Annotated in this window: 27 protein-coding genes; 13 read left to right on the top strand and 14 right to left on the bottom strand. The window is 51.6% G+C overall.

The annotated features are described in order from the left end of the window. Nucleotides 1-58: 58 nt before the first annotated feature. Nucleotides 59-373 carry a transcriptional regulator BolA gene (bolA, locus tag ACXAGQ_RS10445; RefSeq protein WP_475253808.1) on the bottom strand — a complete coding sequence of 105 codons (315 nt, stop codon included), beginning with the start codon at nucleotides 371-373 and terminating at the stop codon, nucleotides 59-61. Nucleotides 374-533: 160 nt separating this feature from the next. On the opposite strand from bolA, the gene ACXAGQ_RS10440 reads away from it, so the two are divergent. The 9 genes from ACXAGQ_RS10440 to yajL all read left to right on the top strand — a co-directional run bounded on the left by ACXAGQ_RS10440 (nucleotide 534) and on the right by yajL (nucleotide 8784). After that, nucleotides 534-1664, top strand: coding sequence for a methyltransferase (locus ACXAGQ_RS10440; protein WP_475253806.1), 1131 nt, complete (start codon nucleotides 534-536; stop codon nucleotides 1662-1664). Between the two features lie 65 nt (nucleotides 1665-1729). Beyond that, nucleotides 1730-2299 (top strand): YajG family lipoprotein, encoded by a 570-nt coding sequence (locus tag ACXAGQ_RS10435; RefSeq protein ID WP_475253804.1) that lies wholly within the window; start codon nucleotides 1730-1732, stop codon nucleotides 2297-2299. After that, complete coding sequence (locus ACXAGQ_RS10430) at nucleotides 2299-2853, top strand: peptidylprolyl isomerase (protein WP_475253802.1); 555 nt, start codon at nucleotides 2299-2301, stop codon at nucleotides 2851-2853. Before ACXAGQ_RS10435 ends, ACXAGQ_RS10430 begins: the two co-directional genes overlap by 1 nt. A gap of 48 nt (nucleotides 2854-2901) precedes the next feature. Beyond that, a complete protein-coding gene (locus ACXAGQ_RS10425) occupies nucleotides 2902-3264 on the top strand; it encodes a hypothetical protein (RefSeq protein ID WP_475253800.1) in 363 nt (120 codons plus the stop codon). Nucleotides 3265-3449: 185 nt separating this feature from the next. Then, nucleotides 3450-4823 (top strand): AmpG family muropeptide MFS transporter, encoded by a 1374-nt coding sequence (locus ACXAGQ_RS10420; RefSeq protein WP_475253798.1) that lies wholly within the window; start codon nucleotides 3450-3452, stop codon nucleotides 4821-4823. 359 nt (nucleotides 4824-5182) lie between these two features. After that, complete coding sequence (locus ACXAGQ_RS10415) at nucleotides 5183-5968, top strand: nucleoside-specific channel-forming Tsx family protein (protein WP_475253796.1); 786 nt, start codon at nucleotides 5183-5185, stop codon at nucleotides 5966-5968. Nucleotides 5969-6274: 306 nt separating this feature from the next. Then, nucleotides 6275-7114 (top strand): nucleoside-specific channel-forming Tsx family protein, encoded by an 840-nt coding sequence (locus ACXAGQ_RS10410; protein WP_475253794.1) that lies wholly within the window; start codon nucleotides 6275-6277, stop codon nucleotides 7112-7114. Nucleotides 7115-7226: 112 nt separating this feature from the next. After that, nucleotides 7227-8171, top strand: coding sequence for a 2-dehydropantoate 2-reductase (gene panE / locus ACXAGQ_RS10405; RefSeq protein ID WP_475253792.1), 945 nt, complete (start codon nucleotides 7227-7229; stop codon nucleotides 8169-8171). Further along, on the top strand, nucleotides 8161-8784 hold the full coding sequence (yajL, locus tag ACXAGQ_RS10400) for a protein deglycase YajL (protein WP_475253790.1): 624 nt from the start codon (nucleotides 8161-8163) through the stop codon (nucleotides 8782-8784). Before panE ends, yajL begins: the two co-directional genes overlap by 11 nt. 150 nt (nucleotides 8785-8934) lie before the next feature. On the opposite strand, the gene thiI is transcribed toward yajL, so the two are convergent. The 3 genes from thiI to pomA form a co-directional block, all read right to left on the bottom strand. Next, on the bottom strand, nucleotides 8935-10383 hold the full coding sequence (gene thiI / locus ACXAGQ_RS10395; protein WP_475253788.1) for a tRNA uracil 4-sulfurtransferase ThiI: 1449 nt from the start codon (nucleotides 10381-10383) through the stop codon (nucleotides 8935-8937). A 217-nt stretch (nucleotides 10384-10600) separates the two neighbouring features. Continuing rightward, on the bottom strand, nucleotides 10601-11521 hold the full coding sequence (locus ACXAGQ_RS10390; RefSeq protein ID WP_475253786.1) for a flagellar motor protein MotB: 921 nt from the start codon (nucleotides 11519-11521) through the stop codon (nucleotides 10601-10603). A 9-nt stretch (nucleotides 11522-11530) separates the two neighbouring features. Beyond that, nucleotides 11531-12292: a flagellar motor protein PomA gene (gene pomA, locus ACXAGQ_RS10385; protein ID WP_475254720.1), complete on the bottom strand. Its 762-nt coding sequence runs from the start codon at nucleotides 12290-12292 to the stop codon at nucleotides 11531-11533. A gap of 318 nt (nucleotides 12293-12610) precedes the next feature. Here pomA and xseB point away from each other — a divergent pair, with 318 nt between their 5' ends. Genes xseB through dxs form a run of 3 tightly spaced genes read left to right on the top strand, consistent with a single transcriptional unit; the run spans nucleotide 12611 to nucleotide 15632 of the window. Next, a complete protein-coding gene (xseB, locus tag ACXAGQ_RS10380; protein WP_475253785.1) occupies nucleotides 12611-12853 on the top strand; it encodes an exodeoxyribonuclease VII small subunit in 243 nt (80 codons plus the stop codon). Further along, complete coding sequence (gene ispA / locus ACXAGQ_RS10375; protein WP_475253783.1) at nucleotides 12846-13748, top strand: (2E,6E)-farnesyl diphosphate synthase; 903 nt, start codon at nucleotides 12846-12848, stop codon at nucleotides 13746-13748. Before xseB ends, ispA begins: the two co-directional genes overlap by 8 nt. 24 nt (nucleotides 13749-13772) lie before the next feature. Next, nucleotides 13773-15632, top strand: coding sequence for a 1-deoxy-D-xylulose-5-phosphate synthase (gene dxs, locus ACXAGQ_RS10370; protein WP_475254719.1), 1860 nt, complete (start codon nucleotides 13773-13775; stop codon nucleotides 15630-15632). A gap of 55 nt (nucleotides 15633-15687) precedes the next feature. Here dxs and ACXAGQ_RS10365 read toward each other — a convergent pair whose 3' ends face one another. From ACXAGQ_RS10365 to glyA, 10 genes are all read right to left on the bottom strand, one after another. Beyond that, on the bottom strand, nucleotides 15688-17769 hold the full coding sequence (locus tag ACXAGQ_RS10365; protein ID WP_475253781.1) for a hypothetical protein: 2082 nt from the start codon (nucleotides 17767-17769) through the stop codon (nucleotides 15688-15690). Between the two features lie 135 nt (nucleotides 17770-17904). Then, nucleotides 17905-18390 carry a phosphatidylglycerophosphatase A gene (gene pgpA / locus ACXAGQ_RS10360; protein ID WP_475253779.1) on the bottom strand — a complete coding sequence of 162 codons (486 nt, stop codon included), beginning with the start codon at nucleotides 18388-18390 and terminating at the stop codon, nucleotides 17905-17907. Between the two features lie 3 nt (nucleotides 18391-18393). Further along, nucleotides 18394-19365, bottom strand: coding sequence for a thiamine-phosphate kinase (gene thiL, locus ACXAGQ_RS10355; protein WP_475253777.1), 972 nt, complete (start codon nucleotides 19363-19365; stop codon nucleotides 18394-18396). Between the two features lie 62 nt (nucleotides 19366-19427). Continuing rightward, nucleotides 19428-19895, bottom strand: coding sequence for a transcription antitermination factor NusB (gene nusB / locus ACXAGQ_RS10350; RefSeq protein ID WP_187462241.1), 468 nt, complete (start codon nucleotides 19893-19895; stop codon nucleotides 19428-19430). Then, nucleotides 19895-20365 carry a 6,7-dimethyl-8-ribityllumazine synthase gene (gene ribH / locus ACXAGQ_RS10345; protein ID WP_107301464.1) on the bottom strand — a complete coding sequence of 157 codons (471 nt, stop codon included), beginning with the start codon at nucleotides 20363-20365 and terminating at the stop codon, nucleotides 19895-19897. Before ribH ends, nusB begins: the two co-directional genes overlap by 1 nt. A 173-nt stretch (nucleotides 20366-20538) precedes the next feature. Beyond that, on the bottom strand, nucleotides 20539-21642 hold the full coding sequence (gene ribBA / locus ACXAGQ_RS10340; RefSeq protein WP_475253775.1) for a bifunctional 3,4-dihydroxy-2-butanone-4-phosphate synthase/GTP cyclohydrolase II: 1104 nt from the start codon (nucleotides 21640-21642) through the stop codon (nucleotides 20539-20541). Between the two features lie 35 nt (nucleotides 21643-21677). Next, entirely contained in the window at nucleotides 21678-22334 is a 657-nt protein-coding gene (locus ACXAGQ_RS10335; protein ID WP_475253773.1) for a riboflavin synthase, read from the bottom strand. Between the two features lie 8 nt (nucleotides 22335-22342). Beyond that, nucleotides 22343-23491 carry a bifunctional diaminohydroxyphosphoribosylaminopyrimidine deaminase/5-amino-6-(5-phosphoribosylamino)uracil reductase RibD gene (gene ribD, locus ACXAGQ_RS10330; RefSeq protein WP_475253771.1) on the bottom strand — a complete coding sequence of 383 codons (1149 nt, stop codon included), beginning with the start codon at nucleotides 23489-23491 and terminating at the stop codon, nucleotides 22343-22345. Nucleotides 23492-23540: 49 nt separating this feature from the next. Then, nucleotides 23541-23990 (bottom strand): transcriptional regulator NrdR, encoded by a 450-nt coding sequence (gene nrdR, locus ACXAGQ_RS10325; protein WP_475253769.1) that lies wholly within the window; start codon nucleotides 23988-23990, stop codon nucleotides 23541-23543. 165 nt (nucleotides 23991-24155) lie between these two features. After that, on the bottom strand, nucleotides 24156-25406 hold the full coding sequence (gene glyA, locus ACXAGQ_RS10320; protein WP_475253767.1) for a serine hydroxymethyltransferase: 1251 nt from the start codon (nucleotides 25404-25406) through the stop codon (nucleotides 24156-24158). Nucleotides 25407-25850: 444 nt separating this feature from the next. Between glyA and ACXAGQ_RS10315 the strand changes: the two genes are divergently transcribed. Then, nucleotides 25851-26468, top strand: coding sequence for a YitT family protein (locus tag ACXAGQ_RS10315; RefSeq protein ID WP_475253765.1), 618 nt, complete (start codon nucleotides 25851-25853; stop codon nucleotides 26466-26468). Nucleotides 26469-26514: the final 46 nt, after the last annotated feature.

Here is a 26514-nt window from a genome sequence, read left to right as displayed (position 1 = left end):
AAGATCCGGATAAAAAAACCGCAATTTATGCGGTTTGTTTTGTGGGTTCAGCTGCCAGTCAGCCCAGCTTGCTGCCACCCCGGCAGGCAGGTGAAGCAGGTGCACCGTCCTGCTGGCTGCGCCACTCGGTATCGGTATAGGTATGAATGGCCAGCGCATGAATATCATTGGCAAGCTCATCTGCCAACACACCATTAACGGCACGATGACGGCCAATCAGGCGCATTCCTTCGAATTGCTCACTGACCACAATGACTTTGAAGTGGCTCTCCGAGCCTTCAGGCACATTGTGCATGTAGCTTTCATTAATCACTTCAAGGTGAAGGGGGGCGAACGCTTGCTGTAATTTATCTTCTATACGTTCCTGGATCATGGTTTACCTTCTCCGACGGCAAAATCATCCCTGCCGCTGACAACTTAATCGGCAGTTGCGATAAATACCCTATAAAGACTGACATAAAATTTGTTTTAAGTAGAGGCGGGTTTTGCGAAAATACCAACCAATGAGTAAACATACCGTAAAGTAACCGTTAATGAAACCAGAGCTAACCCTTCACGAGCGAACGCTAACGCTGCAGCGTTACCCAGTAAGGAAGAATGAAACCCTGCAGGCATGGGACGCGGCAGACGAGTACCTAATTAACTACGTCAATGAGGCGGATATTACCCTCGAGCCGGCACGCCCTATCCTTATCCTTAACGACAGTTTCGGGGCACTGAGCTGCTGGTTTGCCAACGAAGGCAAAGTAACCACGGTTACGGATTCGTTTATTGCCAAACAAGCTTGCCTTGCCAACCTGGCAGATAACCAACTGCCACAGGTGAATGTTGTCGATTGCCTGGCTGAACTACCGGAAAATCCCCAGCTGGTACTCATGAAGCTACCAAAGAACAACCGCTTGCTGGTGTGGCAACTGCAGCAGCTTTGCCATCGGCTTCCGGCTGATTGCACCGTGGTCGCTGCCGCCAAAGCGCGAGATATCCACTCTTCAACCTTGAAGCTGTTCGAAAAGCACTTGGGAGAAACCAAAACCTCGTTGGCAGTAAAGAAGGCAAGACTGATTTTCTGCCAGGCTAACCCTGAGCTAGCGCAGCCGCTACCGGCCCCTCAGCAATGGGATGTGCCTGAGCACAATATCACCTTGAACAACCATGCCAATGTGTTTTCCAGTGACAGCCTGGATATTGGTGCTCGCCTGCTGCTGGAGCATATCCCGAGCGGTAGCCAGTACCAGGACATTATCGATCTCGGCTGCGGCAACGGGGTGATTGGTATCAAGGCAGCCCGCCTCAACCCGCAAGCCAATGTGGTTTGTGTCGATGAGAGCTACATGGCAGCGGCCTCCGCCCGTATGAACGCAGAGGCAAACCTTGACAACCCCTCGCAGCTCGAGGCCAAGGTCAACAACTGCCTTGACGGCTTCCCGGCCCAGAGTGCAGATCTGGTACTGTGCAACCCGCCATTCCACCAGCAGGCCGCCATCACCGACCATATCGCGTGGCAAATGTTCTGCGATGCCAAGCACGCCCTGCGCCCCGGCGGCAAGCTGATTGTGATTGGCAACCGCCACCTCGGATACGGTGGAAAACTCAAGCGATTGTTCGGCAATATCACTGTCATTGCCCAAAATAACAAATTTGTCGTTTATCAATCAGATAAGTAAATTACAATATCACCTTTTACGGGGAGCTTGCGCAGCCCCCGCCTTTACCCAAGGATAGAATAACTATGAAGAAGCTTCTTGTTGCTGCCTCCGTACTAGCCCTGACGGCCTGCTCTTCGCCATCAGAGCCCCAGCTTACAATCAACCCAGAGCCTGTCATCGCCTCGCAGCCAATGGTACAGGGCAAAAGCATGAACCTCGCTAGCCGCGATCTTCGTACCGCCCAGTTCATTGCGGTTGTTGATAGTGGCCGTGAGAACGTCCAGCCGCTGCACAGCAACGAAAACTTGCGTACAACGCTGGAAGATGCCCTGTCGCGCCAACTGACCTCGCAGGGTTATACCATTGCTGAAGACAGCGAAGGGACGTTGCGCCTTGATATCCTTGAGGCCATGGTCAACGTCAAGCACAGTGTGATGAGCCACGATCTTGGCAGCAAGCTACAGCTTCAGCTTGTGGTAGAAACGCCCAAGGGTAAATTCGTCAAGCGCTACTCTGGCAAATCTTCACGTAATGGTGCAATGAGCGCATCAGTCGAAGATATGGAACAAGCAATGAACAATTTGATCACTGCTGTGCTAAAAGACATCTATGCTGATCCAGAGTTGAACGCTTACCTGCAGGAGAACCTATAATGCGTCGTTTGTTATCGACCTTACTATTTTGCTTGGCACTTCCAGTGAGTGCAGCAACGCAAGTTTCTGTCACGACCAACCTTGGTGAATTCGTTATCGAGCTGGAGCAGGAGAAGGCCCCTGTTTCAAGCGAGAATTTCCTGCGCTACGTGGAAGACGGCAGCTATGAAGGCACTATTTTCCACCGGGTGATCCCAGGCTTTATGGCACAAGGTGGTGGTTTCGACAAAGATCTCAAACGCCGTTCGACTTATGAGCCAATCAAAAACGAATCCACCAACGGCTTAAGCAATGCCAAAGCGACCGTCGCGATGGCCCGTACCCAGGCACCTGACTCGGCGACCCGCCAGTTTTACATCAACTACCAGAACAACACCTTCCTAAATGCCCAAGGCAGCCGTCCGGGCTATGCCGTATTTGGCAAAGTTGTGAGCGGCTTCCCAGTTATTGAAAAAATGGCGGAAATTCCCACTACAACTATCCGCTCTATGGGTATGAAAGATGTTCCGGAGCAGCCTATAGTTATTGAAAGTGTCAAAATTATTAAAAATTAGACACAGGCTATTGTCACCTGATTACTAGCCTGTGATCAGGTGACGACCATGCTCAAACTTGTCTCTTCTAAACAAGACGCCCCTGCAGCCTTGATTAGCCAGCACATTGCTGATCATGCACCCGCCATTGCCCTCAGTGCCCTAGGCACTATCAACGGCAACGTCAATTATGATTCGATGAAAGTTACGGTTACTGAACACCTGCATGATTGGTGGAGGCTCTCAGTGCCTTCCGGAGTGCCCGACGACCACTACGAGTCTACCTACTGGTATCTGATCCACCTGCTGGAATCCCTGGAAGAGCATGAATTATTGGGCAATAACTTTATGCAGTACAAGGTCTCTTCAGCAGCACAATTTTTGCTCGGGATTGGTGAAAGACAGGAAAAAATGCAAGGGATCCGGCCATAACCTCACTAGGCTCACCTGCAATTGCGCTTTCTTTCTCCCCTGCTTTGTTTCCGCCATACACAAGTTTCATACTTTGCCATCACCTTTTACTGTATTTTTACTTAATTACCCGTTAGCTTGCGGGTATACCCTAACCGCTTGGGGTTATACTACTGGCTGCTGAATCAGAAAGACCTGAGGGATCCATGGAGCAATCGATTGAAAATGAAAAACTTGGCTGGCGCGTTTATCTAGAGAAAAAAGTCCTGATCATGCTGGCGCTGGGCTTTTCTTCTGGCCTGCCGCTCCTGCTGGTATTTGGCACCTTGTCTTTCTGGCTGCGTGAAGCCGATGTCAGCCGTACTGATATCGGTTTCTTCAGCTGGGTTGCCCTCGCCTACGGTTTCAAATGGGTGTGGTCGCCGCTTATCGACCGCTTCCCTATCCCGATCCTCTCATCCTTACTGGGACGCCGCCGTGGCTGGATGGTATTCTCGCAACTGCTGATCATCGCCTCACTGGTGGGCATGGCCGTCAGCAACCCGCAGGCCGACTTAGTGCAACTGGCAATATTTGCCGTCATCGTGGCATTTTCCTCGGCCTCGCAAGATATCGTCATCGATGCCTACCGGATTGAGTTGGCCTCCGAGCGGTTGCAGGCTGCTCTGGCTGCCGCCTACATGACAGGTTACCGCCTCGCGATGATCATGGCAGGCGCCGGCGCACTGGCCTTTGCCGCCTGGTTTGGCTCCAACACCGGCTACGATCCCGAAGGGTGGAAATACGCCTATTTCATCATGGCAAGCCTAATGGGAGTTGGCCTCATCACCGCACTGTGCATCCACGAACCCACCATCGACAGCTCAGCCATTGACAATGTCGAGCAAGAGTACCGCCAGCAGCTCATCAACGAAGGTAAATCCGCTCGCACCGCAAGGCTTATGGCTTGGTTCTATACCGCTGCGGTTATGCCATTCAAAGATTTCTTCGACCGTTATGGCAAACAGGCCCTGATCATCCTGGCCTTGATCGGCTGCTACCGGATCTCCGATGTTGTGATGGGCGTGATGGCCAACGCTTTTTACGTCGATATGGGCTTTACCAAGACCGAAGTCGCTTCGGTATCTAAAATCTACGGGGTCATCATGACCTTGCTAGGGGCTGGCCTCGGCGGGATCTTGGTCAGCAAGTATTCCACCATGCGCATTCTTGCCTTGGGGGCAGTACTCGCCGCCATCACCAACATGGCCTTTATGGTATTTAGCTACATCGGCAACAGCCTGCCGATGCTGACCTTGGTTATCTCGCTTGATAACCTCAGCGCCGGTATTGCGACAGCAGCCTTTATCACCTTTATGTCGAGCCTGACCAATGTCGCCTTCTCGGCCACTCAATATGCCCTGTTCAGCTCAATCATGTTGCTATTCCCGAAATTCATTGCCGGATTCTCGGGCCTTTATGTCGACATGTTCGGATACAACATCTTTTTCCTCACTACCGCACTTATCGGCTTCCCCGTACTGCTGCTGATCTATATCGTCAATAAGCAAAGTACCCACCTCGCTGCCGAGGAAAATTAGCAACACAACTGAGCGCTGACCCAAGACGCACTGAACCCGAAAGGAAGTATTCTGTTGAGCTGGAATACTTCCTTTTTTATTTTTACTCCTTTTCATCCCCATCAGGGATAGCAAAACGGCGCTTAGAGTGTGCACTTCACACTTAGTTCAGAAAAATTACCACCAATCGCACAAAAAACACGCTAAAGATCACTTTTACTAGTATTTGTAATCGATTACAGTCGATCAAGATCACATTTAGCAAAGGATTGCGCAATCGTTACATTCACAAAGGTGACATAAAACAATAAACTCACCGCCAACAGAACACGGGCAGACAAAAGTCCGGTCTTAAAACACAATTAGCGAGAGTTCACCCCATGCGTAAATCACTAGTAGCACTAAGCGTTCTAGCTGCTTCTGCTGTTCCAGCAGTTAATGCGGCAGATTACTCTGACGACATCCACAAAAACGACTACAGCTGGTCTCAGTTCAACCTGATGATGGCTGTTGACGAACTACCAGGCGAATCAACTCACGATTACCTTGAGATGGAATTCGGCGGTCGTTCAGGTATCTTCGACCTATACGGTTACGTTGACGTATTCAACCTAACTAGTGATCCAGGCAGCGACAAAGCTGACGCAGAAAAGATCTTCATGAAGTTTGCACCGCGTATGTCTCTTGACGCGGTAACGGGCAAAGACCTGTCTTTCGGTCCTGTGCAGGAACTATACCTAGCAACTGTTATGGAGTGGGGCGGCAACTCTGGCGTAAACTCACAGAAAGTAGGTCTGGGCTCTGACGTAATGGTGCCATGGTTGGGCAAAATCGGCCTGAACCTATACGCAACTTACGATTCAAACCAGAAAGACTGGAACGGTTACCAGATCTCTACCAACTGGTTCAAACCTTTCTACTTCTTCGACAACGGCTCGTTCATCTCTTACCAGGGTTACATCGACTACCAGTTCGGTATGGATGATGACGCAGCAGGTTCATCTTCACACGGCGGTGCAATGTTCAATGGTCTTTACTGGCACTCAGACCGTTTCTCTGCTGGTTACGGCCTGAAAGCGTACAACGACGTTTACGGTATCAAAGACTCAAGCAGCTTCAAGTCAAGCGGCGTTGGTCACTACTTCAGCATTGGTTACAAGTTCTAATATTGAATTTGCCAGTTGCGAAAAAAAGCACCTTCGGGTGCTTTTTTTGTTACTTATGCCTTCCATTCATACCTACCTCTCAAATCTAAGATAGAAATTACTTTCGAGACACGCAGTCTTTGTTATTCATTTCTGGCACATTTTTCCAGCATTAAGATTTTCATACGCAAGATCCTTGCCGCAGTTACAAGACAATGCCCCAGCCATAACGCATTCCGCTAGCCTTTAATTAGCCCTGGACTACGCCAGACAACATGGCAACCCAGCGCTCAATAGGCAATGGCAAATGGCTAGCGAGACATTATCATGTATAAAACCCTGACCGCTTTGAGTATCAGCGCAGCATTGATGCTGCCAACCCAATGCTTTGCTATCGATTACTCCGATGATATCCGCAAAAACGACTATAAATGGATAACATTTAACCTGATGCAGAGTATCGACAACAAAATCCCTTTTGGATTTCAAGATGACACCTACTTTGAAATGGAATTCGGCGGCCGATCCGGGTGGCTCGACGTATATGGCTACCTTGATGTCTTCGACATATTCAACTCCAGCACTTCAGACCGCAACAAACCGCAAGGCAGTGACGACTTTGCCGACAACTTTTTCTTCAAGTTTGCCCCCCGCCTTTCTATTGATGGCATGACCAAAAAAGACCTCTCTTTTGGCCCTGTACAAGAACTCTACATAGCAACCGTGACCAATGTCGGTGACAATGCTCTGTTTGAACACTACATTGGGCCTGGCTCAGATATCGTCGTCCCTTGGTTTGGCAAAATGGGCTTCAACGCCTATGCCAGATATGTGCGTGAAAACTTCGGGGCTGATAATGAGGGGAAGTGGGACGGATACATGGTCTCGACCAACTGGTTTAAACCCTGGTACACCTTTGCCAGCGGTCATTTTGTCACTTATCAAGGGTACCTAGATTACAAATTTGGTGCTTCAAAAATAACCGACGATCCAAACCGAAGCACCACTTCACTGGAGTGGTTCAATGGGATTTATTACCACACGCCACAGTGGGCCTTCGGTTATGGTCTCAAGTACTATGACAATATGGCACTATTCAAAGATGGTGGCATAGCAGGCGAGACCACTGGCTTTGGCCACTATTTATCGGCTAACTATAAATTCTAGCTATACGAATAACTTTCCTTTTTATCGTCCGCTCAAGGATGAGCGTAGCCCTCTCCTCTTTGTTCCACCAGTGTTATCATCACTCAACCGATACGAAACACGGAAGCACGTTGTGAACATTACGATTATTGGTGCCGGCGCCGTTGGCAGGCTATGGGGCTGCAAACTAGCCAGCAAGCACAAAGTCCACTTCTGGACGCGTGATAACAGCCAGCACCTCCCCATTGAGTTATCTGGCACTGAGGCAACAAGCGCCCTCACCCCCAAAGGGGATTTTCTGTTTGATGCTAACCAACCCCATTTGCTGACCAACAGCGAACTGGTGTTAGTGACCGTCAAAGCCTTCCAGGTAGAAGCCGCTATTCAGGCGGTCAAGCCCTACCTCAAGCCAGAAACCGCAATCGTCATCATGCATAACGGCATGGGCAGCCAGCAAACCGTGATGGCATTGCTGCCCGATAACCCAATCATTTACGCCACGACCGCACAGGCAGCATTCCGGCCTAATAAACAAAACATCTGCCATACCGGCATTGGCCCTACATTGCTCGGACTAGTCACACCCCAAACTATCACAACACAGGCAATCACATCTCCCACTGTCGATTATCAATCACTAGGGCAGCTATTCGATGATGCCCTCCCCCCTTGCCAGTGGCAGGACGATATCAACCAACCACTATGGCGTAAGCTGGCGATCAACTGTGCGATTAACCCGTTAACCGCCCTTCATAACTGCAAGAACGGCGAGCTGTCTAAACAAGATTTTGATCGCGAATTGGCTGGCGTTTGCGAGGAAGTTGCAGGGGTAATGACTGCGGAAGGATACCCTGTTACTGCTATTGAACTCAGGCACCAGGTTGATACGGTGATAAATGCAACGGCTGATAACTTTTCTTCCATGAATCAGGACGTTTGCCATCAAAGGCAGACAGAAATCGACTATATTAGCGGGTATCTCATTGCCCGGGCGAAAGTGCACAATATCCGTGTCCCACACAACCAACGCTTGTGGCAGGCTATAAAAGAACTGGAGAAAAAATACCATGACCAATGACAGCGCCACCCCGAAACCGATCAAGGTCGCAGTGTGCATTGCCCCGGGCACCGAAGAGATGGAAGCCGTCACCACCATCGATATGCTGGTACGGGCCGGGTTTTCGGTCACGACGGCCAGCGCAGCCTCTGATGGTGCATTGATCATGGAAGGCTCGCGCGGCATCAAGCTGGTCGCCGATACCGCTCTGGTCAACATTGCCGATGAACCTTTCGATTGCGTGGTACTGCCGGGCGGGATTGGCGGCGCTGAATGTTTCCGCGACAGCCCGCTGCTGGTCGAGTTCGTCAAGCAACACAAATACGACGGCAAGCTGGTGGCGGCAATCTGCGCCGCTCCCGCGGTGGTACTTGAGCACCACCAGCTCTACCCTGAAGCACTGATGACTGCTCACCCGGGTTTCCATGACCAGATCCCAACTGATCGCCTGCGCACCAAGCGCGTGGTTTATGATGTCAACAACCGTCTACTGACCAGCCAAGGTCCGGGCACCGCGATGGAGTTTGCGTTTGAGATCATCAACCACCTAGCCGGAAAGGAAAAAGCCGCCGAGGTCGCAGAGCCAATGGTGGTATGGCCGAATATGCATTACACAGTGTTACCGAGAAAATAGCACCAAGGAAATAGGGCATTCCCCAGCGATAGGCAAAAAAAACGAGAGCGAATGCTCTCGTTTTTGTTTAAGGTTCGAGTTCCTAGATCCTGGTTCCTAGGGCGCGCGCCCAATTTAGGATCTAGGATCTTCTTCTCCTAGAACCTGCTCTTAAGGACGATAAACCTTCACGTTGTCAAAGCCATTCTCTTTCAGGTATAGCGCCTGAAGGCGGCTCATTACGCCTCGGTCACAGTACAGCAGGTAAGTCTTGTCCTGCGGAAGGTCACCGAATTGGGTCGCCAGCTTGTAGAATGGAAGGTGCTTCACGTCGACGTTGTCGATTTCAAGCGGGTTCTCATCTTCCTCATCCGGACTGCGGATATCGAGCACGACGGCATCAGTTTCGATCTGGTCTACCAGTTCGATTTCCGGCGCCTGCTCCTGGCTTTCTTTTTCGATGTCACGGATATCAATCACACGCGCCTCGGTTACCACTCGCTCAAGAACAGTGAAATCGAACTTCGCTTCCTCGGTCTCCAGCTTCTCTTTCACCGCTTTCACCGTCGGGCTCTTGGAGATCACACCACAGAACTCAGGCATGGTCTTGGCGAAATCTTCAGTACCGATTTCACGGGCAACATCAATGATGTCTTCTTTATCCCAGTTGATCAGCGGACGCAGGATCAACGTGTCTGTCACGTTGTCGATATGGCGAAGGTTTGTCAGCGTCTGGCTCGATACCTGACCCAAAGCTTCACCCGTTACCAGGGCTTCGATACCAAAGCGCTCGGCAACCATACCAGCGGCACGCATGAACATACGTTTTAGCACGACGCCCATTTGGCCGTCATCAACCTTTTCAAGAATCTCGCCAACAACCGGTTCGAAGTCGATGGCAATAAACTTCACCTTAGCGGATGAACCGTATTTCTTCCACAGGAAGTGGGAAACCTGCTTCACACCAATTTCGTGCGCCGGGCCACCTAGGTTGAAGAAACAGTAATGCACTTTACTACCGCGTTTGATATGCAAGTAGCTAGATACACCCGAGTCAAAGCCACCAGAAATCAGGCTCAATACGTCTTCCTGGGTACCCAGAGGGAAACCACCCAAGCCTTTATGGCGGGCCAGGATCTGGTTCAGCTTGTCGTTCTGCACTTCGACACGAACAGTCACGTCAGGGTTCTTCAGCTTCACCGAGGCAGACTCAATCGCCTGGTTCAGGCCACCACCGACATAGCGCTCAAGCTCAATCGAGGTAAAGTCATGCTTACCGGTACGTTTGGCACGTACACAGAACGTCTTGCCATCTAGGCTGTCACCAACATGGGCCAGTGTCTGCTCGTAGATATCATGCAGATCAGTAAAATCTGTCTGCTTAACTTCCAATGTATGGTGAATACCCGGAGTCTGGGTCAAGACAGCCAGCACTTCATCGCGCAGGCTCGCGTCTTTTGGCACCACTTCAATGTGGCTGCGGCGGTTGTATACCGCAATAGAATCAGACAGACGCTGAAGGATAATGCGAATGTTACATTCTAAGATTCTGGTAAAACGCTTACGTACGGATTCACTCTTTACGAAAATCTCAGGATGGGGTTTAACGATAAATTTCATAACACGCTTCGCTACACTGGGCCAAACAATACCAAAAAGGATCAAAGGCGCGGATTATACAGCAAGCAGGCTGTTGCTGAAACAAGGATATATAGTCAAGCTACTTAAATATAGTGTAGGCATATTTTCATTTAGCGTTAACCAGTTGCTCATAACCGGATAAAACAAAGGCCGCCTCCTGCTAGAGAGACGGCCTGTAAAACATGCCTAGCTTGGCTTACTGCGTACTGCGGCTGGAGATTTCTTCGCTATAGTGCGGTTCGCCTTGCATGATGGATATTTCCACCCGCCGGTTGGCTTTGCGCTCGTCCGGGGTGCGATTTTCGTTCAATGGCTGGGTACCGGCCAGGCCGACAACCCGCAGCCTCTGGGAGTCAAACCCGTCGACCTGCTCCATTTCCTGCGCCACAGAGACTGCCCGCTGGGCAGAAAGATCCCAGTTTGAGCGGTAAAGCTCCGAGTCCAGTTTCTGGTTATCGGTATGCCCACTAACCCGGATCACACCCGGCACATCTTTTACTAGGTCAGCCACCTGGCGCACTAATGGCCGGAATTTCGGCTGCAGAAAGGCCGAACCTTCAGGGAAGGCCCCTTTTTCTTTAATACGGATCACCACCTGCTGACCTAGGTTCTCGACCTCAATCGCCCCTTCTGCTATTTCCCGGTTCAGGGCCTGCTTGAGGACTTCGAGCAACTGCTCCTGCGCCTCAGACATTTCCGACTCGTTATTCTGGTTCTGCTGGGTCGCCACTTCAGCACTTTGCCCACCGGTCAGCTTGCCGGCATCACGTTTGGTGCCCCCTGCTCGGTCGGAATCCCCCTCGTGGAAATCTAGGGTTCGCTGGGTCATATCAATGGTCTGCTGCATGATCACCTCAATCGGTGTCGGCTCCGGACGGCCGGGGCGGAATTCCTGGGCGATCACACTGGTTCCCTTGGGGATATCTTTAACTTCCAACATATTCTGTACGCCGAAAGCAAACTTCATCGAACCCGCAATCTGCTTAAACTTGAGCACATCCATCTCGGAGAATGATAACAGCAGAACAAAAAAGCACATCAGCAGCGACATCAGGTCAGCGAAGGTACCCATCCACTGTGGCAAGCCCGGAGGGGGGCATTTATGTTCTTCTTCCATCAGCCTTCCCTAGTCGTCAACGTTAATAGAACGTTTTTTCTCGTTGAGGTAGTTCTTCAGGTAGCTGTCGATCACCCGTGGGTTCTGGCCATCCTGGATGGCCAATACGCCATCCAGGATCAGTCGGCGGTTGAGCTTTTCCTCGTCCTTGCGCAGCCCCAACTTGGCAGCAATGGGCAACATCACCATGTTGGCCAAGATCGCACCGTAGAGCGTAGTCAAAAGCGCAACAGCCATTGCTGGGCCGATGGATTTGGGGTCGTCCATATTCGAGAGCATGGCAACCAGGCCGATAAGTGTACCAATCATCCCCATCGCAGGGGCAACGTCGCCTAGGGCTTTGAAGATACTGATCCCCTGCTCGTGGCGCTCATTAGTCAAGGCAATGTCTTTTTGCAACGTCGCCCTCACCACATCGGCATCATGGCCGTCTACCAGCAGGTCTACGCCCTTGCGCAGAAAGCTGTTGTCGACTTCCATCTCCTCGAGTGCCAGGAAGCCCCCTTTGCGAGCGGCATCTGCCATTTCGACAATTTTGGCAATCAAGTCTTCCGGGTTGTCGTTCTTGAACATAAATGCCTTAACGGCAATTTTGGTGGCGCCAAAGAACTGTCCGATGCTGTATTGCATCAAGGCAACAAACAACGAGCCACACAAAACAATCAGAATTGACTGGGTATCAACGAACATGCCAAAGCTGCCGCCGAGCACCATGGCCATAATGACAAAAGCAAATGCCCCAATTAATCCTATAAGGGTCGCCAAATCCACTTGGTAGTCTCCAGTTCGTTGCACTCGTAAATCGATCTCGAGCGAACATTGTATCTAGCCCCATGATAGCTTTCAAAGCCACAATGCCAAAAGGGCTGCATTCGTTCATTATTCGGGCTTTTGGTGACCCCAGTATGAAGCCAACCCGCCAAATATCATTACTGCAAACTATTTATCGGCACTCTGCTGCTTAGGTTTAGCCTGCGGGGGGAGAAAAAAAGAAAAATCCTGTTTGAGACACAGATTACTGTGAGATAATTTGACCCTGATTACGCTCTACGCTATTTTTCGAGCACTTATATAAGAAACGACACCACTATGGCAGCCAAAAAACCTGAAAATATGGCTTTTGAAGCCGCACTGGATGAACTCGACGCGATCGTCAATGAATTGGAATCCGGTGACATTGCGCTTGAAGATGCGCTGAAAAAATTCGAACGCGGCATTGCACTTGCCCGTACCAGCCAGCAGAAGCTAACCCAAGCCGAACAGCGCGTGGAAATCCTGCTTCAGGCAGATGACGAAGCACCTCTGACTAAGTTTGATGCTAATAATGAATAACACGCCATCACTGTCGCAATCCCTTCAATTTTACCAGACGCGCAGCAACCAGCAGCTCGGCCAGTGGATCGACGCCCAGCCATTTGCTGATTTGCCGCTCATCAAAGCAATGAAACACGGCACCCTGCTGGGTGGCAAGCGTGCCAGGCCGTTCCTGACATACGTAACCGGTGAGATGCTCGGAGCCGAAACGGCTGATCTCGATACCCCGGCTGCTGCAGTTGAGTGTATTCATGCCTACTCGTTGATCCATGATGATCTCCCGGCAATGGATGACGATGACCTGCGCCGTGGTCAACCGACCTGCCATATTGCCTTTGATGAAGCCACCGCCATCCTCGCCGGTGATGCCTTGCAAACGCTGGCGTTTGATATTCTCGCCTCTGGCCAACTGAGCACTGATGGCGAAGCCAACCGGGTGGCAATGATCAGCGAGCTCGCCAAAGCCTCCGGTGCCAGCGGGATGTGCATGGGCCAGGCGCTGGATCTGGATGCCGAGGGCAAACAGGTCGGCCTTGAACAGCTGGAAACCATCCACCGCCATAAAACCGGTGCGCTGATCCGCTGCGCGGTTCGCCTGGGTGCAATGGCGGCCGGGGAAAAAGGCCTTGCCGTTTTGCCCCAGCTCAATGACTATGCCGATGCAATTGGTTTGGCGTTTCAAGTCCAAGACGATATTCTTGACGTAATAAGTGATACTGAAACCTTGGGCAAGCCGCAAGGTTCGGATATCGAGCTGGAAAAAAGTACCTATCCTGCTCTTCTCGGGTTGGATGGCGCCAAGGCAAAAGCTCAACAACTGTACCAACAGGCACTACACGCATTGAGTGCAATACCTTACAATACAGAACAATTAGAAGTTTTTGCCCGATACGTCATCGAGCGCAATAACTAAAAACAGCAAAGCGCCGTGAATGTTATGACACTGGATATTTCGAAATACCCTCATCTGGCGTTGGCCAACACCCCAGATGAGTTACGCCTGCTGCCAGCGGAAAGCCTGCCAGCGGTGTGCGACGAGCTACGTACCTACCTACTGAACTCCGTCAGCCAGAGCAGTGGCCACTTCGCCTCTGGACTGGGTGCTGTCGAGTTAACCGTCGCTCTGCATTATGTATACAACACCCCGTTCGATCACCTGATCTGGGATGTCGGCCACCAGGCTTACCCCCATAAGATCCTTACCGGTCGCCGGGATAAGATGCCTACCATCCGCCAGAAAGACGGGGTACACCCTTTCCCATGGCGTGAAGAAAGCGAGTATGACGTTCTGTCTGTCGGCCACTCATCGACCTCGATCAGTGCTGGACTCGGGATGGCTATTGCAGCGGAAAAAGAAGGCCAGGGCCGTAAAGTCGTCAGTGTCATTGGTGACGGTGCTATTACCGCAGGTATGGCCTTTGAAGCAATGAACCATGCCGGCGGTGTTCACTCAGATATGCTGGTGATCCTCAACGACAACGAAATGTCGATTTCGGAAAACGTTGGTGCCCTGAACAACCACTTGGCTCGCCTGCTATCAGGCAACCTGTACACCACCATCCGCGAAGGTGGTAAGAAGGTCCTATCCGGCGCTCCACCAATCAAAGAATTGGTCAAGCGTGCTGAAGAACATCTCAAGGGCATGGTTGTGCCTGGCACCATGTTCGAAGAGCTGGGTTTTAACTATATCGGCCCAGTTGACGGCCATGATGTCGAAGAGCTGGTGAAAACCCTCAAGAACATGCGTAACCTCAAAGGGCCGCAGTTCCTGCATATCATGACCAAGAAAGGCAAGGGCTATGCCCCAGCCGAGGCAGATCCAATTAATTACCACGCGGTACCTAAATTTGATCTGACCCAGAACCCAATTCCAAAAGCGAAAAGCCAACCGACCTTCTCCAATGTCTTTGGCGATTGGCTGTGCGACATGGCAGAGCAAGACGAGAAGCTGATGGCAATTACCCCTGCCATGCGCGAAGGCTCTGGCATGGTACGCTTTTCCAAAGAGTACCCATCGCAGTACTTCGATGTAGCGATTGCCGAGCAGCATGCCGTGACATTAGCGACCGGTATGGCAATCGGCGGCTACCACCCTGTTGTGGCAATCTACTCGACCTTCCTGCAGCGTGGCTACGACCAGCTGATCCACGATATCGCCATTATGGATCTGCCGGTTATGTTTGCCATCGACCGCGGTGGCCTTGTCGGCGCTGACGGCCAAACTCACCAGGGGGCTTTTGACATGAGTTTCATGCGCTGTATCCCGAATATGGTGATCATGGCGCCTAGCGACGAAAATGAATGTCGGCAGATGCTCTACACCGGCCACATGCACCAAGGCCCTAGCGCAGTTCGCTACCCTCGTGGCAGCGGCACAGGTATTGCGCCAGAGCGTGAAATGACAGCACTGCCAATTGGCAAAGGTATTGTTCGCCGCGAAGGTGAGAAAGTGGCTATCCTGAGCTTCGGTACTATGCTGGGTTATGCCCTGGAAGCTGCCGAAAACCTCAACGCTACCGTGGCCGATATGCGATTTGTCAAACCACTGGATGAAGCACTGATCCTCGAGCTGGCTGCCAGCCACGATGTACTGGTGACGGTTGAAGAAAATGCCATTGCCGGTGGTGCCGGTAGCGGGGTCAATGAATTCCTGATGAAGCAGAAAGTGCTCAAGCCGGTTCTGAACCTCGGCCTGCCAGACCGCTTCATCGAGCAAGGCACCCAAGCCGAGCTTCATGCGATGCTGGACATCGACGGCCCTGGGCTTGAGAAACAGATCCGCGCCTATATCGACTAAGCCATTTTGTTAGATAAACGCCCCAAACAATTTCGTTGCTTGGGGCGTTTATTATTTATCTTTGCTCAGCCCTTCTCAATATCATTCCCTGATACCCGCCAAGTACCACTGTCTCTACCTCAGGCCCAAAGCTGCCATCGAAGTTAACTTGCTGGTAATTGCCACCCAGGGTGACTTCCTGCGGCTTAACGGAGAAAAAGGCAGTATTGTTGCGCTCCCTGCTCCCGCGGTAAAGCACCAAGCCTTTGCTATAGCGACGGGCAATGACACCTTGGTCGGGAAAACCGCCAAACCAGCCACTGCGCTGCAGCCAATACCAGCCTGAGGGCTCTAGCGGGATCCCACCGATAGCCGCAGCAGCAGAGTCAGCCTCTATTCCTTTGTTATCAAACACCACGAGCTCTGCTCCTGGCGGGGCTGGCTCGGGGATACCAAGGTCGACACCCAGCATCGCTGTCGGTTGGTAAGCAATATTCTTGGCAAAGCCCGGCAGTGCCCAATTGTTGGCATCGGTATGGCCGCTGCCGTAACGGTAGCTCTGGTTCCAGCTGTGGTAGTAGGTCTGACCGGGAATATTGAATAGGTAATAGAGCGCTAGGCCAGTTTCGATATCCGTCTGCCATGCCGAAAGGCTGGATGGTGACAACTGGCTCCTCCCCCCTTTGGTCGAAGCCATGATCAGGCTCTTGTCCTGTTGGCCTGCCAGTGCAAAGTTATCCCAATAACGCTGAAGCCGTCCCAGTCCGATTGCTGGTGTGAGGTAGTGTTCACGCAACCAGACATCAATCACCTCCCGCAACTCAGGGGGCCACGGCGCATAGTGCCATACATTGAGCTCGGAAATATTCGCCGCCAGCCACTGGGTACCGGTTAGGGCTTTCACCTGCTGGAGAAAGCCCGCAAGCTGCAAGGCATATTCATATTCTGCCTGCTGGCTACCCGCTACATAGAGCAGCTCTTGGATTCTGCCGCCTGACAGCACCTTGAACTGGTTGCTCCCGAGCAGCTTTGCCATGTCATCATTGTAGGCACCGGCAAGCCCCTGCTGCTGCCAATCCAGCTGGTACCACTGGGCATGGAGTTTATTGACCGCGTTATCGAGGAAATTAACCCGGTACCAGCACGTTCCCGGCCACAGGTAACCGGCGGGAATGAGCCTGGCCTGATGACGAAAACGCGCCGATGCCTTACGGTTGGCACGCGAGGCAAACTCACGTCCATCAACATACCCGTCGCTATTCTTGTCATTACCGGGATCCCAGCCGGGAATGGAAAGCGACAGCTGTTTCCCACTTCGGGTTATTTCAAGCCAAGGGATAATTGCCAGGCTTTCCACCCGGCTGGCTTGCTGCCACGACAGCGACAACATCCATACCCTTAAGCCTGCTGCCAAGCCGGGCTCACCACTGTTGAGCTCCCGGCCTTGATATGTTGGCTGAGCACTTTGCCAAGTACCGTTCCACTCAAGGAGCCCGGTATACTTTATGCTCCAGTCATCGCCAGTTTGTATGTGCCACTCAACGTCAGCAGGCTGCCATCGACTGACAATCCCCTCGTCATTAGTCTCATGCCGGGAGAGTTCAGGCAGCCTGTCTGCTTTGAGTGATACCCCTTCAAAAGGGTAAGAGGCTATAAGCACTATCTGGTCATTTGGCTGTAGTTCAATGGGCAAGCGTGCTGTTGAATACTGCCCGTCACGGATGAGTAGCAGATGGTAAGGCTGCCCCTTGAGCAAATAATCCAACCCACTACTGGGGTTATCTACTATCAGCTCAGTATCTTGCGAAAAATGCAGGTAAGCATCTTCTATATCTGCCCCTGACTGGAACGCCTGCTGGCTTAGCCACGCTTCTTGCTTGCCCGGGCGGCAGTCGAACTTGTGGGCATACATATAGCCCATCGCATTCATCTTCTGGTTCATCGCCCGGTTTTGCATGCTGCCAAACACCACGTCAGCATGCTGGCTTTCCCACAGCTTCAATTGCGCGGCGGTAAGTGGGCTACCGTCAACGACTGTGTCTTGCCAGCTACCCGGCAGTACCCACGCCGTCCCGGTCGATGGATACACCTGGGCCAGAGTAAACGGTGATAACAGCGCAAACCCAACAAACCAATAAACTCGCATCAGTATACTCACCCGGCAACCTCCCTATCTTCACCTCTATCCACTCACCTCAACCCGCTAGCACTTAAAGCTTAGTCTATTGAATTAAAAATAAAAAAAACCGCGCAACCGCGCGGCTTTTCTATCTGTTCATAGGTAGAGAGGTTACTACCAGCCCAGCCAGTGACCGAGGCCCCACAGAGCAATCATTGCCATGAAACCCGCCAGGATATCGTCGATCATAATGCCAAGCCCGCCATGGACATGCTTGTCCAGCCAGCTGATCGGCCATGGCTTGACCATATCGAAAAAGCGGAACAAGACAAACCCCGCCAGTACCCATTGCCAGCTCACAACCGGCGCTATAGCCATGGTGATCCAGAAGCCGACAAACTCGTCCCAGACAATGCTGCCGTGATCATGGACACCCATGTCGTCAGAGGTTTTCTGACAGATGGTGATACCAATCAGGGCTGCGACCAGGGTGATCAGCAAGTAAACTGTAAATGGCAGTTGCGCCATCAGCAAATAGAGCGGGATCGCTGCAACAGTGCCCATGGTACCCGGAATGATAGGTGAAAGGCCGCTACCGAAACCGGTCGCCAAGAAATGCCATGGATTTTTCAGGTTAATCTTATCTTTTGGGTTTGCCACAATTTACTCCGCAAAATGATCATATCCGTGCAGCTGCCAATTCAGCGGCTGGCTATTGCGTACCAAAGTAATTCCCTGCCCTGGGCGCAATTGACCAACACAGGTTGCCTTTACGCCACTATGGGCCAAGGCGGTATCCACTGCACCCCGATTCTGCTCCGGAACAGTAAAGCACAGTTCATATTCTTCACCACTGGCCAATGCTAGCTGCAACGCTTTATCCCGCTCAGGCTCAAAGGCTTCCAGCTCTGGCGAAAGAGGTAGTTTATCAACGTCAATTTCTGCTGCCACCCCAGAACGTTTCAGAATATGTCCAAGATCGCTGATCAGACCATCGGAAATATCCAATGCCGCCGACGCAATGACACGCAGCGCTTGACCTGCCAGAATCCGGGGTTCAGCCTTGTGGTGGCGCTCAAGCAAAGTCGCTTCAAGCTCAGGGGAACCAACCTCTTTCTGGCCGAGCAACAACGCCAGACCGGCCGCGCTATCCCCCAAATTACCAGTGACATAAATCCAATCACCAGAGCTTGCGCCACTGCGGGTCAGGGCCTGACCGTACGGCACGAAACCATGCACTGTCAGCGTAATGCTCAAAGGCCCCTTGGTGGTATCACCGCCCACCAGCTGGACATTGTAGTATTCGGCCAGAGCAAAGAAGCCCTCGCAGAAACCAGCCAGCCAAGCTTCATCAGGCTCAGGCATCGTCAAAGCCAATGACACCCAGGCCGGTGTGGCGCCCATAGCTGCCAGATCACTGAGGTTCGACGCCAAAGCCTTATGAGCAACCCATGCCGGATCGGCCTCAGCCAAGAAATGGGTTCCCGCCACCAAAGAGTCGGTGCTGACGGCCAGTTGGCTTCCTTCCGGAACCTCCAGCAAGGCGCAATCGTCGCCGATCGCTAAAGGCACATCTTTTCGTTTCACGGCCTGGTGTTCGAAGTACCGGGCTATCAAATCAAATTCGTTCGCCATATTCTTCTTTTCGTAGATAGAAAAAAGGCCAGCATTGCTGGCCTTTTAAAATCGTATTGTGATTACTTCTTGCGAAGTGATGGCGCAGCCTTGTCCAGTACACCATTCACAAACTTGTGGCTATCTTCAGCACCGAAGGCTTTTGCCAATTCGATCGCTTCGTTGATAACAACCTTATATGGTACGTCATCGCGCTTAGTCATCTCGTACATAGCAAGACGAAGCAGCGCTAGTTCCATCTGATCCAAGTCCTGTAGAGGACGAGACAGGTACGGACGCATTTTGCTGTCCAGTTCCTGATGGTTCAGCACAACACCTGTTAGCAGATCACGGAAGTAAGCAACATCTGTATGTGGTGCTGCAAGCGCCGGGGCTTCCGCCTGGTGCTCTTCTTCTTCGAACTTGTCGTCAGAAAGAAAATGTTGCTCAATATCAGCAACATTACCTTTGGTAATTTGCCAAGAATAAATTGCTTGTACAGCAAAATGACGTGCATTACGACGTGCGGCTGGTTTCACACTAACCCCCATTAGGATTCAATTTGGGACAGGACATTAACCATTTCAAGCGCGCTTAGTGCAGCCTCTGCCCCTTTATTACCAGCCTTGGTACCGGCACGCTCAATGGCTTGTTCGATAGAATCTACAGTCAGAACACCGAATGCTACTGGAGTGTTGTACTCTAGAGCAATCTGAGCCAGACCTTTGTTACACTCACCGGCAACATAATCAAAATGTGGCGTACCGCCACGGATCACAGAGCCAAGCGCAACAATAGCATCATAACGATCGCTCTTAGCAACCTGCTGAGCAACAAGTGGTAGCTCGTATGCACCTGGGCAACGAACAACAGTGATGTTGTCATCACTAACTTGACCCTGACGTTTCAGAGCGTCTAGCGCGCCTTCTAGTAGGCTTTCGTTGATAAAGCTGTTGAAGCGTGCAATTACGATAGCAACTTTTGCGTTTGGTGCCGCGATGGCGCCTTCAATTACCTTCATGGGCCTTCCTGTGACTATGTCTTTTCCGGTATGAGAAACCGCGGGAGTCTATCACACTTTATGCGTTATACCAATTGGCATATTCAAGCGCTTTCCCGCCTCATACCGACAATGTTTGGGGTTGATTAAATGGAAATAGGTTTCGAGCAAAAGCGGGCACTGGCCCGCTTTAATTATTCGCAAATGTATTCAACCGCTTCGAGACCAAAGCCCGATAGCGAATGGTAACGCTGAGTGCTTGATGATAACAGGCGCATCTTAGATACACCAAGATCTGACAAGATCTGAGAACCGACACCCACCTGACGCGACTGGTCTTTAGGATTCAGTTTCACACCCGGCTTGCCTTCTTCCTGCGCAGCCATGTTCTGAACCTTGGTGATGATAGAGTCCTGGCTTTCTGCCTTGCTCAGTACTACCAGCACACCGCCTTCATCAGCAATGCGCTTCATCGCTGACGGCAGTGTCCACTGGGTTGCACCCGAGTGAAGAATATCTTTAAAGGTATCTTGCAAGTGGACACGGACCAAGGTCGGCTCACCGTCAACAACCTCGCCTTTTTTCAGGGCGTAATGAACCTGGTTGTCGATGGTGTCACGGTAAGTGATCATCTCGAAATCACCGAACTCGGTTGGCAGGGTGCACTGCGCAACACGCTCAATGGTGGTTTCGTTGTTGTTGCGGTACTCAATCAGGTCCGCCACGGTTCCCAGTTTCAGGCCATGCTGCTCAGCGAACACTTCAAGATCCGGGCGACGCGCCATGGTGCCGTCTTCGTTAAGGATCTCGACAATGACACTCGATGGCTCAAGGCCTGCCAGGCGAGCGACATCACAGCCGGCCTCAGTGTGGCCAGCACGGGCAAGAACGCCGCCTTCTTGGGCCATCAATGGGAAAATATGGCCTGGCATCACGATATCAGCAGGCGACGCATTCGGTGCTACCGCCGCCTGTACCGTCACCGCGCGGTCTGATGCTGAAATGCCCGTCGTCACACCTTCAGCCGCTTCAATCGACACAGTAAAGTTGGTGCTGAACTGCTCGGTGTTGTCCTGCACCATCAATGGCAGTTTCAACTGCTGGCAGCGTGACTTGGTCAGGGTCAGGCAGATCAAGCCACGGCCATGGCGGGCCATGAAGTTAATTGCCTCTGGGGTAACTTTTTCCGATGCAATGATCAGATCGCCTTCATTTTCACGGTCTTCGTCATCCATCAGGATAACCATTTTACCTAGGCGGATATCTTCGATGATTTCCTTTGCGCTGCTTAGAGCCATATCGATACCTTAATTCTTGTTAATCTTCTGTCTGTTTATCGAAGGAACCCGCTGCGAGCCAGCAAATCCATAGAAACTTCTGACTTCGGCTCTGCCGCCTTCTCGCCCATCATCAAACGCTCGAGGTAGCGGGCAATCACATCAACTTCCAAGTTAATCTTGCGGCCAGCGGTAAATGCTTCCATCGTCGTTTCCGATGCGGTGTGTGGCACGATGGTCAGTTTGAACTCATCGCCACGAATCGCATTGACCGTCAGGCTGATGCCATCAACAGCAACCGAGCCTTTTTCCGAAATATACTTCGCCAAATGCGCCGGTGCTTTTAACCAGAACTCGATGGCACGGCCAGTATGTGAGCGTTCAATCACCTCGGCGACATCGTCGACATGGCCAGAGACCATGTGGCCACCAAAACGGGTGGTCGGCAGCATCGCTTTCTCAAGGTTTACCTTCTGCCCCGCACGGTAAGTGACAAATGCGGTTCGCTTTAGGGTTTCCAGTGACAAGTCAGCCACATAGCCCGAGCCTGTCAGCTCAACCACAGTCAAACACACACCATTGGTTGCGATACTGTCACCCAATTTTACATCGGATAGGTCCAGCTTGCCGGAGTCCACCGTCACAGAAATGTCTTTGCCTTTTGGGGTCAGGGCAGTAATTGTACCCACGGCTTCAATAATGCCAGTAAACATGTCAAACCTTATTCTTTGTCTGCATTGAGTAAATCAGCTTGGATGCCATTCTGAATACGGGAGGTGATTCGAACATCACCACCCACCATCCGTACATCCAAGATGCTCAGTTCGGGAACCTGTGCCATCGACACCAGTCCATTAAGATCCATCAGTCCGCGGCTATCGCTGCCCATCAACTTGGGCGCTTGATAGAGGATCAACTCATCGACCAATCCAGCTTGCAGCAAGCCACCTGCAAGGCCAGCGCCTGCTTCCACCCAAATGTGGTTGATATTGTGCTTTGCCAACTCAACCATCAGCGCATTGAGATCGATCCCCTCGCCTTCTGGCATAACCAGTTGCTCTACATCCTGAGGCCATGCCTGCGTGTCAGCTTGTTTCCTTGCCAGGATTGTTTTGCCCGGCAGGCTGACTAAGCGGTGGGCTGGGGTGACTCGGTTTTTACTGTCGATGATCACCCTCACCGGCTGGCGCAGTTCAGTTTCAGGGTATCCCTGCTGCACCTCATCGCCTAGCTCCTGCCAGCGAACGTTCAACGACGGGTCATCAGCCAACACTGTCGCGCTAGTCGACAGGATTGCTCCGGCCTTGGCGCGGTAGCGTTGAACATCGGCCCTTGCGGCAGGGCCGGTGATCCACTTGCTCTGGCCATTGGCCAATGCGGTACGACCGTCAAGGCTCGCCGCCAGCTTAAGCTGGACATACGGCAGGCCAGTCTTCATCACTTTGATAAAGCCCGGGTTCAACGCCTCGGCATCTTGCTCGAGCAAGCCAGTTTGTACTTCGATTCCTGCTTGCGTAAGCATAGCAATGCCACGGCCAGCAACCTTCGGGTTGGGGTCAACCATCGCACAAACTACCCGCTTCACACCGGCTTTGACCAGCGCTGCGGCACAGGGCGGCGTGCGGCCGTAATGAGAGCAAGGCTCCAGCGTGACATAGGCTGTTGCGCCTTTCGCCTTATCTCCAGCGGCACGAAGTGCAAATACTTCGGCATGGGGCTCGCCGGCACGGTAATGATAGCCTTCACCGACAATTTCATCGCCGTGGGCAATCACACAGCCGACATTCGGGTTGGGAGTAGTGGTGAACTGACCGTTTTTCGCCAACTTGATTGCGCGGAGCATCATGGCGTGGTCGATAGATGAGAACATGAGACTTCAGTATTGGTTAGAAAAGCCGGCACATCACGTCCGGCCTCAATTATTTTTCCAGTTTAGCGATTTCTTCACCAAACTCACGAATGTCTTCAAAGCTGCGGTACACAGAAGCAAAACGGATATAAGCCACTTTATCCAGCTCTTTCAGCGCTTCCATCACCAAATTACCGATCATTTCCGATGGCACTTCTCGCTCACCGGTCGCACGCAAGCGCGATTTGATGGTATTGATCGCACGCTCGATATCATCGGCACTGACAGGGCGTTTTTCCAACGCACGCTGGATCCCACCGCGCAGCTTATCTTCATTGAACGGGTCACGGTTACCATTGGTCTTGATCACCCGTGGCAACACCAGCTCAGCGGTTTCAAACGTGGTGTAACGTTCGCTACAAGCCAGGCACTGACGGCGGCGACGAACCTGGTGGCCATCGGCCACCAAGCGGGAATCTATTACTTTGGTGTCATTGGCACCACAAAAAGGACAATGCATCTTGCCTCCTCAACTTCGTCGCACCAGTGTAACTCATTTCACTAACGGGGGGAGACTATTACCCGTAAATTTCTGGCGAAAATGCCACCTAATGGCCATAAAAAAAGGGCCTGCAACCAGCAGGCCCTCTTTTCATTCAATCCTGTCACCAAACGGCATCAGTACTTACGCGTAAACCGGTAGGCGCTTACAGATTTCCAGCACCTTGGTCTTGGTTGCTTCAATCACTTCTGGATTGTCGATGTTGTCCATCACGTCACACATCCAGTTAGCCAGTTGCTTGGCATCTTCAACGGTAAAGCCACGGCGGGTAATAGCAGGCGTACCAACACGGATACCTGAAGTCACAAACGGGCTGCGCGGGTCGTTTGGCACGCTGTTCTTGTTAACCGTAATGTTGGCCGCGCCCAGTGCCGCATCCGCTTCTTTACCTGTGATGCCCTTGTCGATCAGATCAACCAGGAACAGGTGGTTTTCGGTGCTGCCCGAGACGATCTTGTAACCACGCTCAAGGAACTCACCAACCATTGCTTTGGCATTCTCAACCACGCGTGCCTGGTAGTCTTTGAACTCCGGCTCCATCGCTTCTTTGAATGCCACCGCTTTAGCTGCGATAACATGCATCAGAGGACCACCCTGGCCACCAGGGAAAACTGCTGAGTTCAGTTTCTTGTATAGGTCTTCGCCGCCATTAGACAGAACTAGGCCGCCACGAGGACCGGCAAGTGTCTTGTGCGTTGTTGTTGTTACTACATGAGCATGTGGAACCGGGTTCGGGTAAACACCTGCAGCAATCAGACCGGCAACGTGCGCCATATCAACAAAGAAGTACGCGCCGACTTTGTCTGCGATTTCACGCATGCGCTTCCAGTCAACAATCTGAGAGTAGGCAGAGAAACCACCGATGATCATTTTTGGCTTGTGCTCAAGCGCCAGTGCTTCAACTTCGGCGTAATCAATCTGGCCCGCTTCATCAATGCCGTAAGGGATGATGTTGTATAGCTTGCCCGAGAAGTTTACTGGCGAGCCGTGAGTCAAGTGGCCGCCGTGTGCCAGGCTCATACCCAGAACGGTATCGCCTGCATTTAGAAGTGCCATGTACACTGCGTTGTTGGCTTGAGAGCCAGAGTGAGGCTGAACGTTGGCGTACTCGGCACCAAATAGCTCACAAGCACGGTCAATAGCCAGCTGCTCGGCTTTATCCACGTACTCACAACCGCCGTAGTAACGCTTGCCCGGGTAACCTTCTGCATACTTGTTGGTTAGCTGAGAGCCCTGAGCTTCCATCACGCGAGGGCTGGTGTAGTTCTCAGAAGCAATCAACTCGATGTGCTCTTCCTGACGCGCCGTTTCTTCCTGAATCGCTGTAAATAGTTCAGCATCGTAATCGGCAATATTCATGTCGCGCTTTAGCATCTGTATCTCCTGACTCAGATTGTTTTAGTCCTTTTTGTCTCTGGTTGACCAGTCAATGGCCGAGCCGACAAAGAGGCGGTAAACACACAAAATTGGCAAAAAACGGAAAATCCGCAAAGCTAGGCGCCACGTGGACGCAAACGTTTTCGTCTCGCCTGTAGATAACGTAGTATTTTACAGAATTTGATCTAAATCAGATACCCCTAATGTGACTTTTTATTGGTATTTATTTCATTTTTGGTATGAATTGTTTTCAAGTTGTTCACTCCCTCGTCATGGGCAACCAAAACTAAAATATCCACATTACAAGTAATGAGTGAAATTAATTTTTTACGACCTCGTAATATTATTTGTACACCGGCAGGCAAACAGATTTATCGCCTGCTATCACACTTGCCACCAATGCCCTATATCATGTCGCCTCTATACATAAGGAGTGTTGTCTTGAGCGGTTATCATCATTCACTGAAAGAAAATATCATTGCTATTCTTACCGGTACTTTCATCGTTGCCCAAGGGGTTTTCTTTCTCCAGCAAGCTGATCTTCTCACCGGCGGTACCACTGGTTTGGCCCTGCTTGTCAGCCAGTTTGTCGATCTGTCGTTTGGTCAGCTGTACTTTATGATGAACTGCCCGTTTTACCTGATGGCCTGGTTCCGTATGGGCAAGAGCTTTGCGATCACCAGTGTGATTTCCGGCGGTCTGGTATCTATCATTACCGACAACCTTCACCACGTGCTGGAGATCAGCCGCCTCGAACCGCTTTACTGCGCCTTGATCGGTGGCCTGCTGATGGGGCTGGGTATGCTGATCCTATTCCGCCACAAAACCAGCCTGGGCGGCTTCAACGTACTGGTGCTGTTCCTGCAGGAAAAAATGGGCTGGTCGGCTGGCAAACTGCAGATGGTTATTGATATCACCATCTTGGTGGCGTCATTCTTCCTTGTTAGCCCAATGGTGCTACTGTTCTCGGTTGTCGGTGCCTTCATGCTGAACCTGGTCCTGGCAATGAACCACAAACCGGGCCGCTACAGCGGTGAGCTAAAGCCGCAGGCTGGATAATAGAGATCCTGGATCCTAGGTGCTGGATCCTGGGAGCTCGATTGAA

The sequence above is a fragment of the Photobacterium sp. ABD4_091 genome, from assembly GCF_056160145.1.
This window is presented reverse-complemented; position numbering and strand designations above follow the sequence as displayed.

Excerpts from the sequence above, each read along its gene's own strand:
- bolA (WP_475253808.1), bottom strand. The coding sequence starts at position 373 with ATGATCCAGGAACGTATAGAAGATAAATTACAGCAAGCGTTCGCCCCC.
- ACXAGQ_RS10440 (WP_475253806.1), top strand. The coding sequence starts at position 534 with ATGAAACCAGAGCTAACCCTTCACGAGCGAACGCTAACGCTGCAGCGT.
- ACXAGQ_RS10435 (WP_475253804.1), top strand. The coding sequence starts at position 1,730 with ATGAAGAAGCTTCTTGTTGCTGCCTCCGTACTAGCCCTGACGGCCTGC.
- ACXAGQ_RS10430 (WP_475253802.1), top strand. The coding sequence starts at position 2,299 with ATGCGTCGTTTGTTATCGACCTTACTATTTTGCTTGGCACTTCCAGTG.
- ACXAGQ_RS10425 (WP_475253800.1), top strand. The coding sequence starts at position 2,902 with ATGCTCAAACTTGTCTCTTCTAAACAAGACGCCCCTGCAGCCTTGATT.
- ACXAGQ_RS10420 (WP_475253798.1), top strand. The coding sequence starts at position 3,450 with ATGGAGCAATCGATTGAAAATGAAAAACTTGGCTGGCGCGTTTATCTA.
- ACXAGQ_RS10415 (WP_475253796.1), top strand. The coding sequence starts at position 5,183 with ATGCGTAAATCACTAGTAGCACTAAGCGTTCTAGCTGCTTCTGCTGTT.
- ACXAGQ_RS10410 (WP_475253794.1), top strand. The coding sequence starts at position 6,275 with ATGTATAAAACCCTGACCGCTTTGAGTATCAGCGCAGCATTGATGCTG.
- yajL (WP_475253790.1), top strand. The coding sequence starts at position 8,161 with ATGACCAATGACAGCGCCACCCCGAAACCGATCAAGGTCGCAGTGTGC.
- thiI (WP_475253788.1), bottom strand. The coding sequence starts at position 10,383 with ATGAAATTTATCGTTAAACCCCATCCTGAGATTTTCGTAAAGAGTGAA.
- ACXAGQ_RS10390 (WP_475253786.1), bottom strand. The coding sequence starts at position 11,521 with ATGGAAGAAGAACATAAATGCCCCCCTCCGGGCTTGCCACAGTGGATG.
- xseB (WP_475253785.1), top strand. The coding sequence starts at position 12,611 with ATGGCAGCCAAAAAACCTGAAAATATGGCTTTTGAAGCCGCACTGGAT.
- ispA (WP_475253783.1), top strand. The coding sequence starts at position 12,846 with ATGAATAACACGCCATCACTGTCGCAATCCCTTCAATTTTACCAGACG.
- dxs (WP_475254719.1), top strand. The coding sequence starts at position 13,773 with ATGACACTGGATATTTCGAAATACCCTCATCTGGCGTTGGCCAACACC.
- thiL (WP_475253777.1), bottom strand. The coding sequence starts at position 19,365 with ATGGCGAACGAATTTGATTTGATAGCCCGGTACTTCGAACACCAGGCC.
- nusB (WP_187462241.1), bottom strand. The coding sequence starts at position 19,895 with ATGGGGGTTAGTGTGAAACCAGCCGCACGTCGTAATGCACGTCATTTT.
- ribH (WP_107301464.1), bottom strand. The coding sequence starts at position 20,365 with ATGAAGGTAATTGAAGGCGCCATCGCGGCACCAAACGCAAAAGTTGCT.
- ribBA (WP_475253775.1), bottom strand. The coding sequence starts at position 21,642 with ATGGCTCTAAGCAGCGCAAAGGAAATCATCGAAGATATCCGCCTAGGT.
- ACXAGQ_RS10335 (WP_475253773.1), bottom strand. The coding sequence starts at position 22,334 with ATGTTTACTGGCATTATTGAAGCCGTGGGTACAATTACTGCCCTGACC.
- ribD (WP_475253771.1), bottom strand. The coding sequence starts at position 23,491 with ATGTTCTCATCTATCGACCACGCCATGATGCTCCGCGCAATCAAGTTG.
- nrdR (WP_475253769.1), bottom strand. The coding sequence starts at position 23,990 with ATGCATTGTCCTTTTTGTGGTGCCAATGACACCAAAGTAATAGATTCC.
- glyA (WP_475253767.1), bottom strand. The coding sequence starts at position 25,406 with ATGCTAAAGCGCGACATGAATATTGCCGATTACGATGCTGAACTATTT.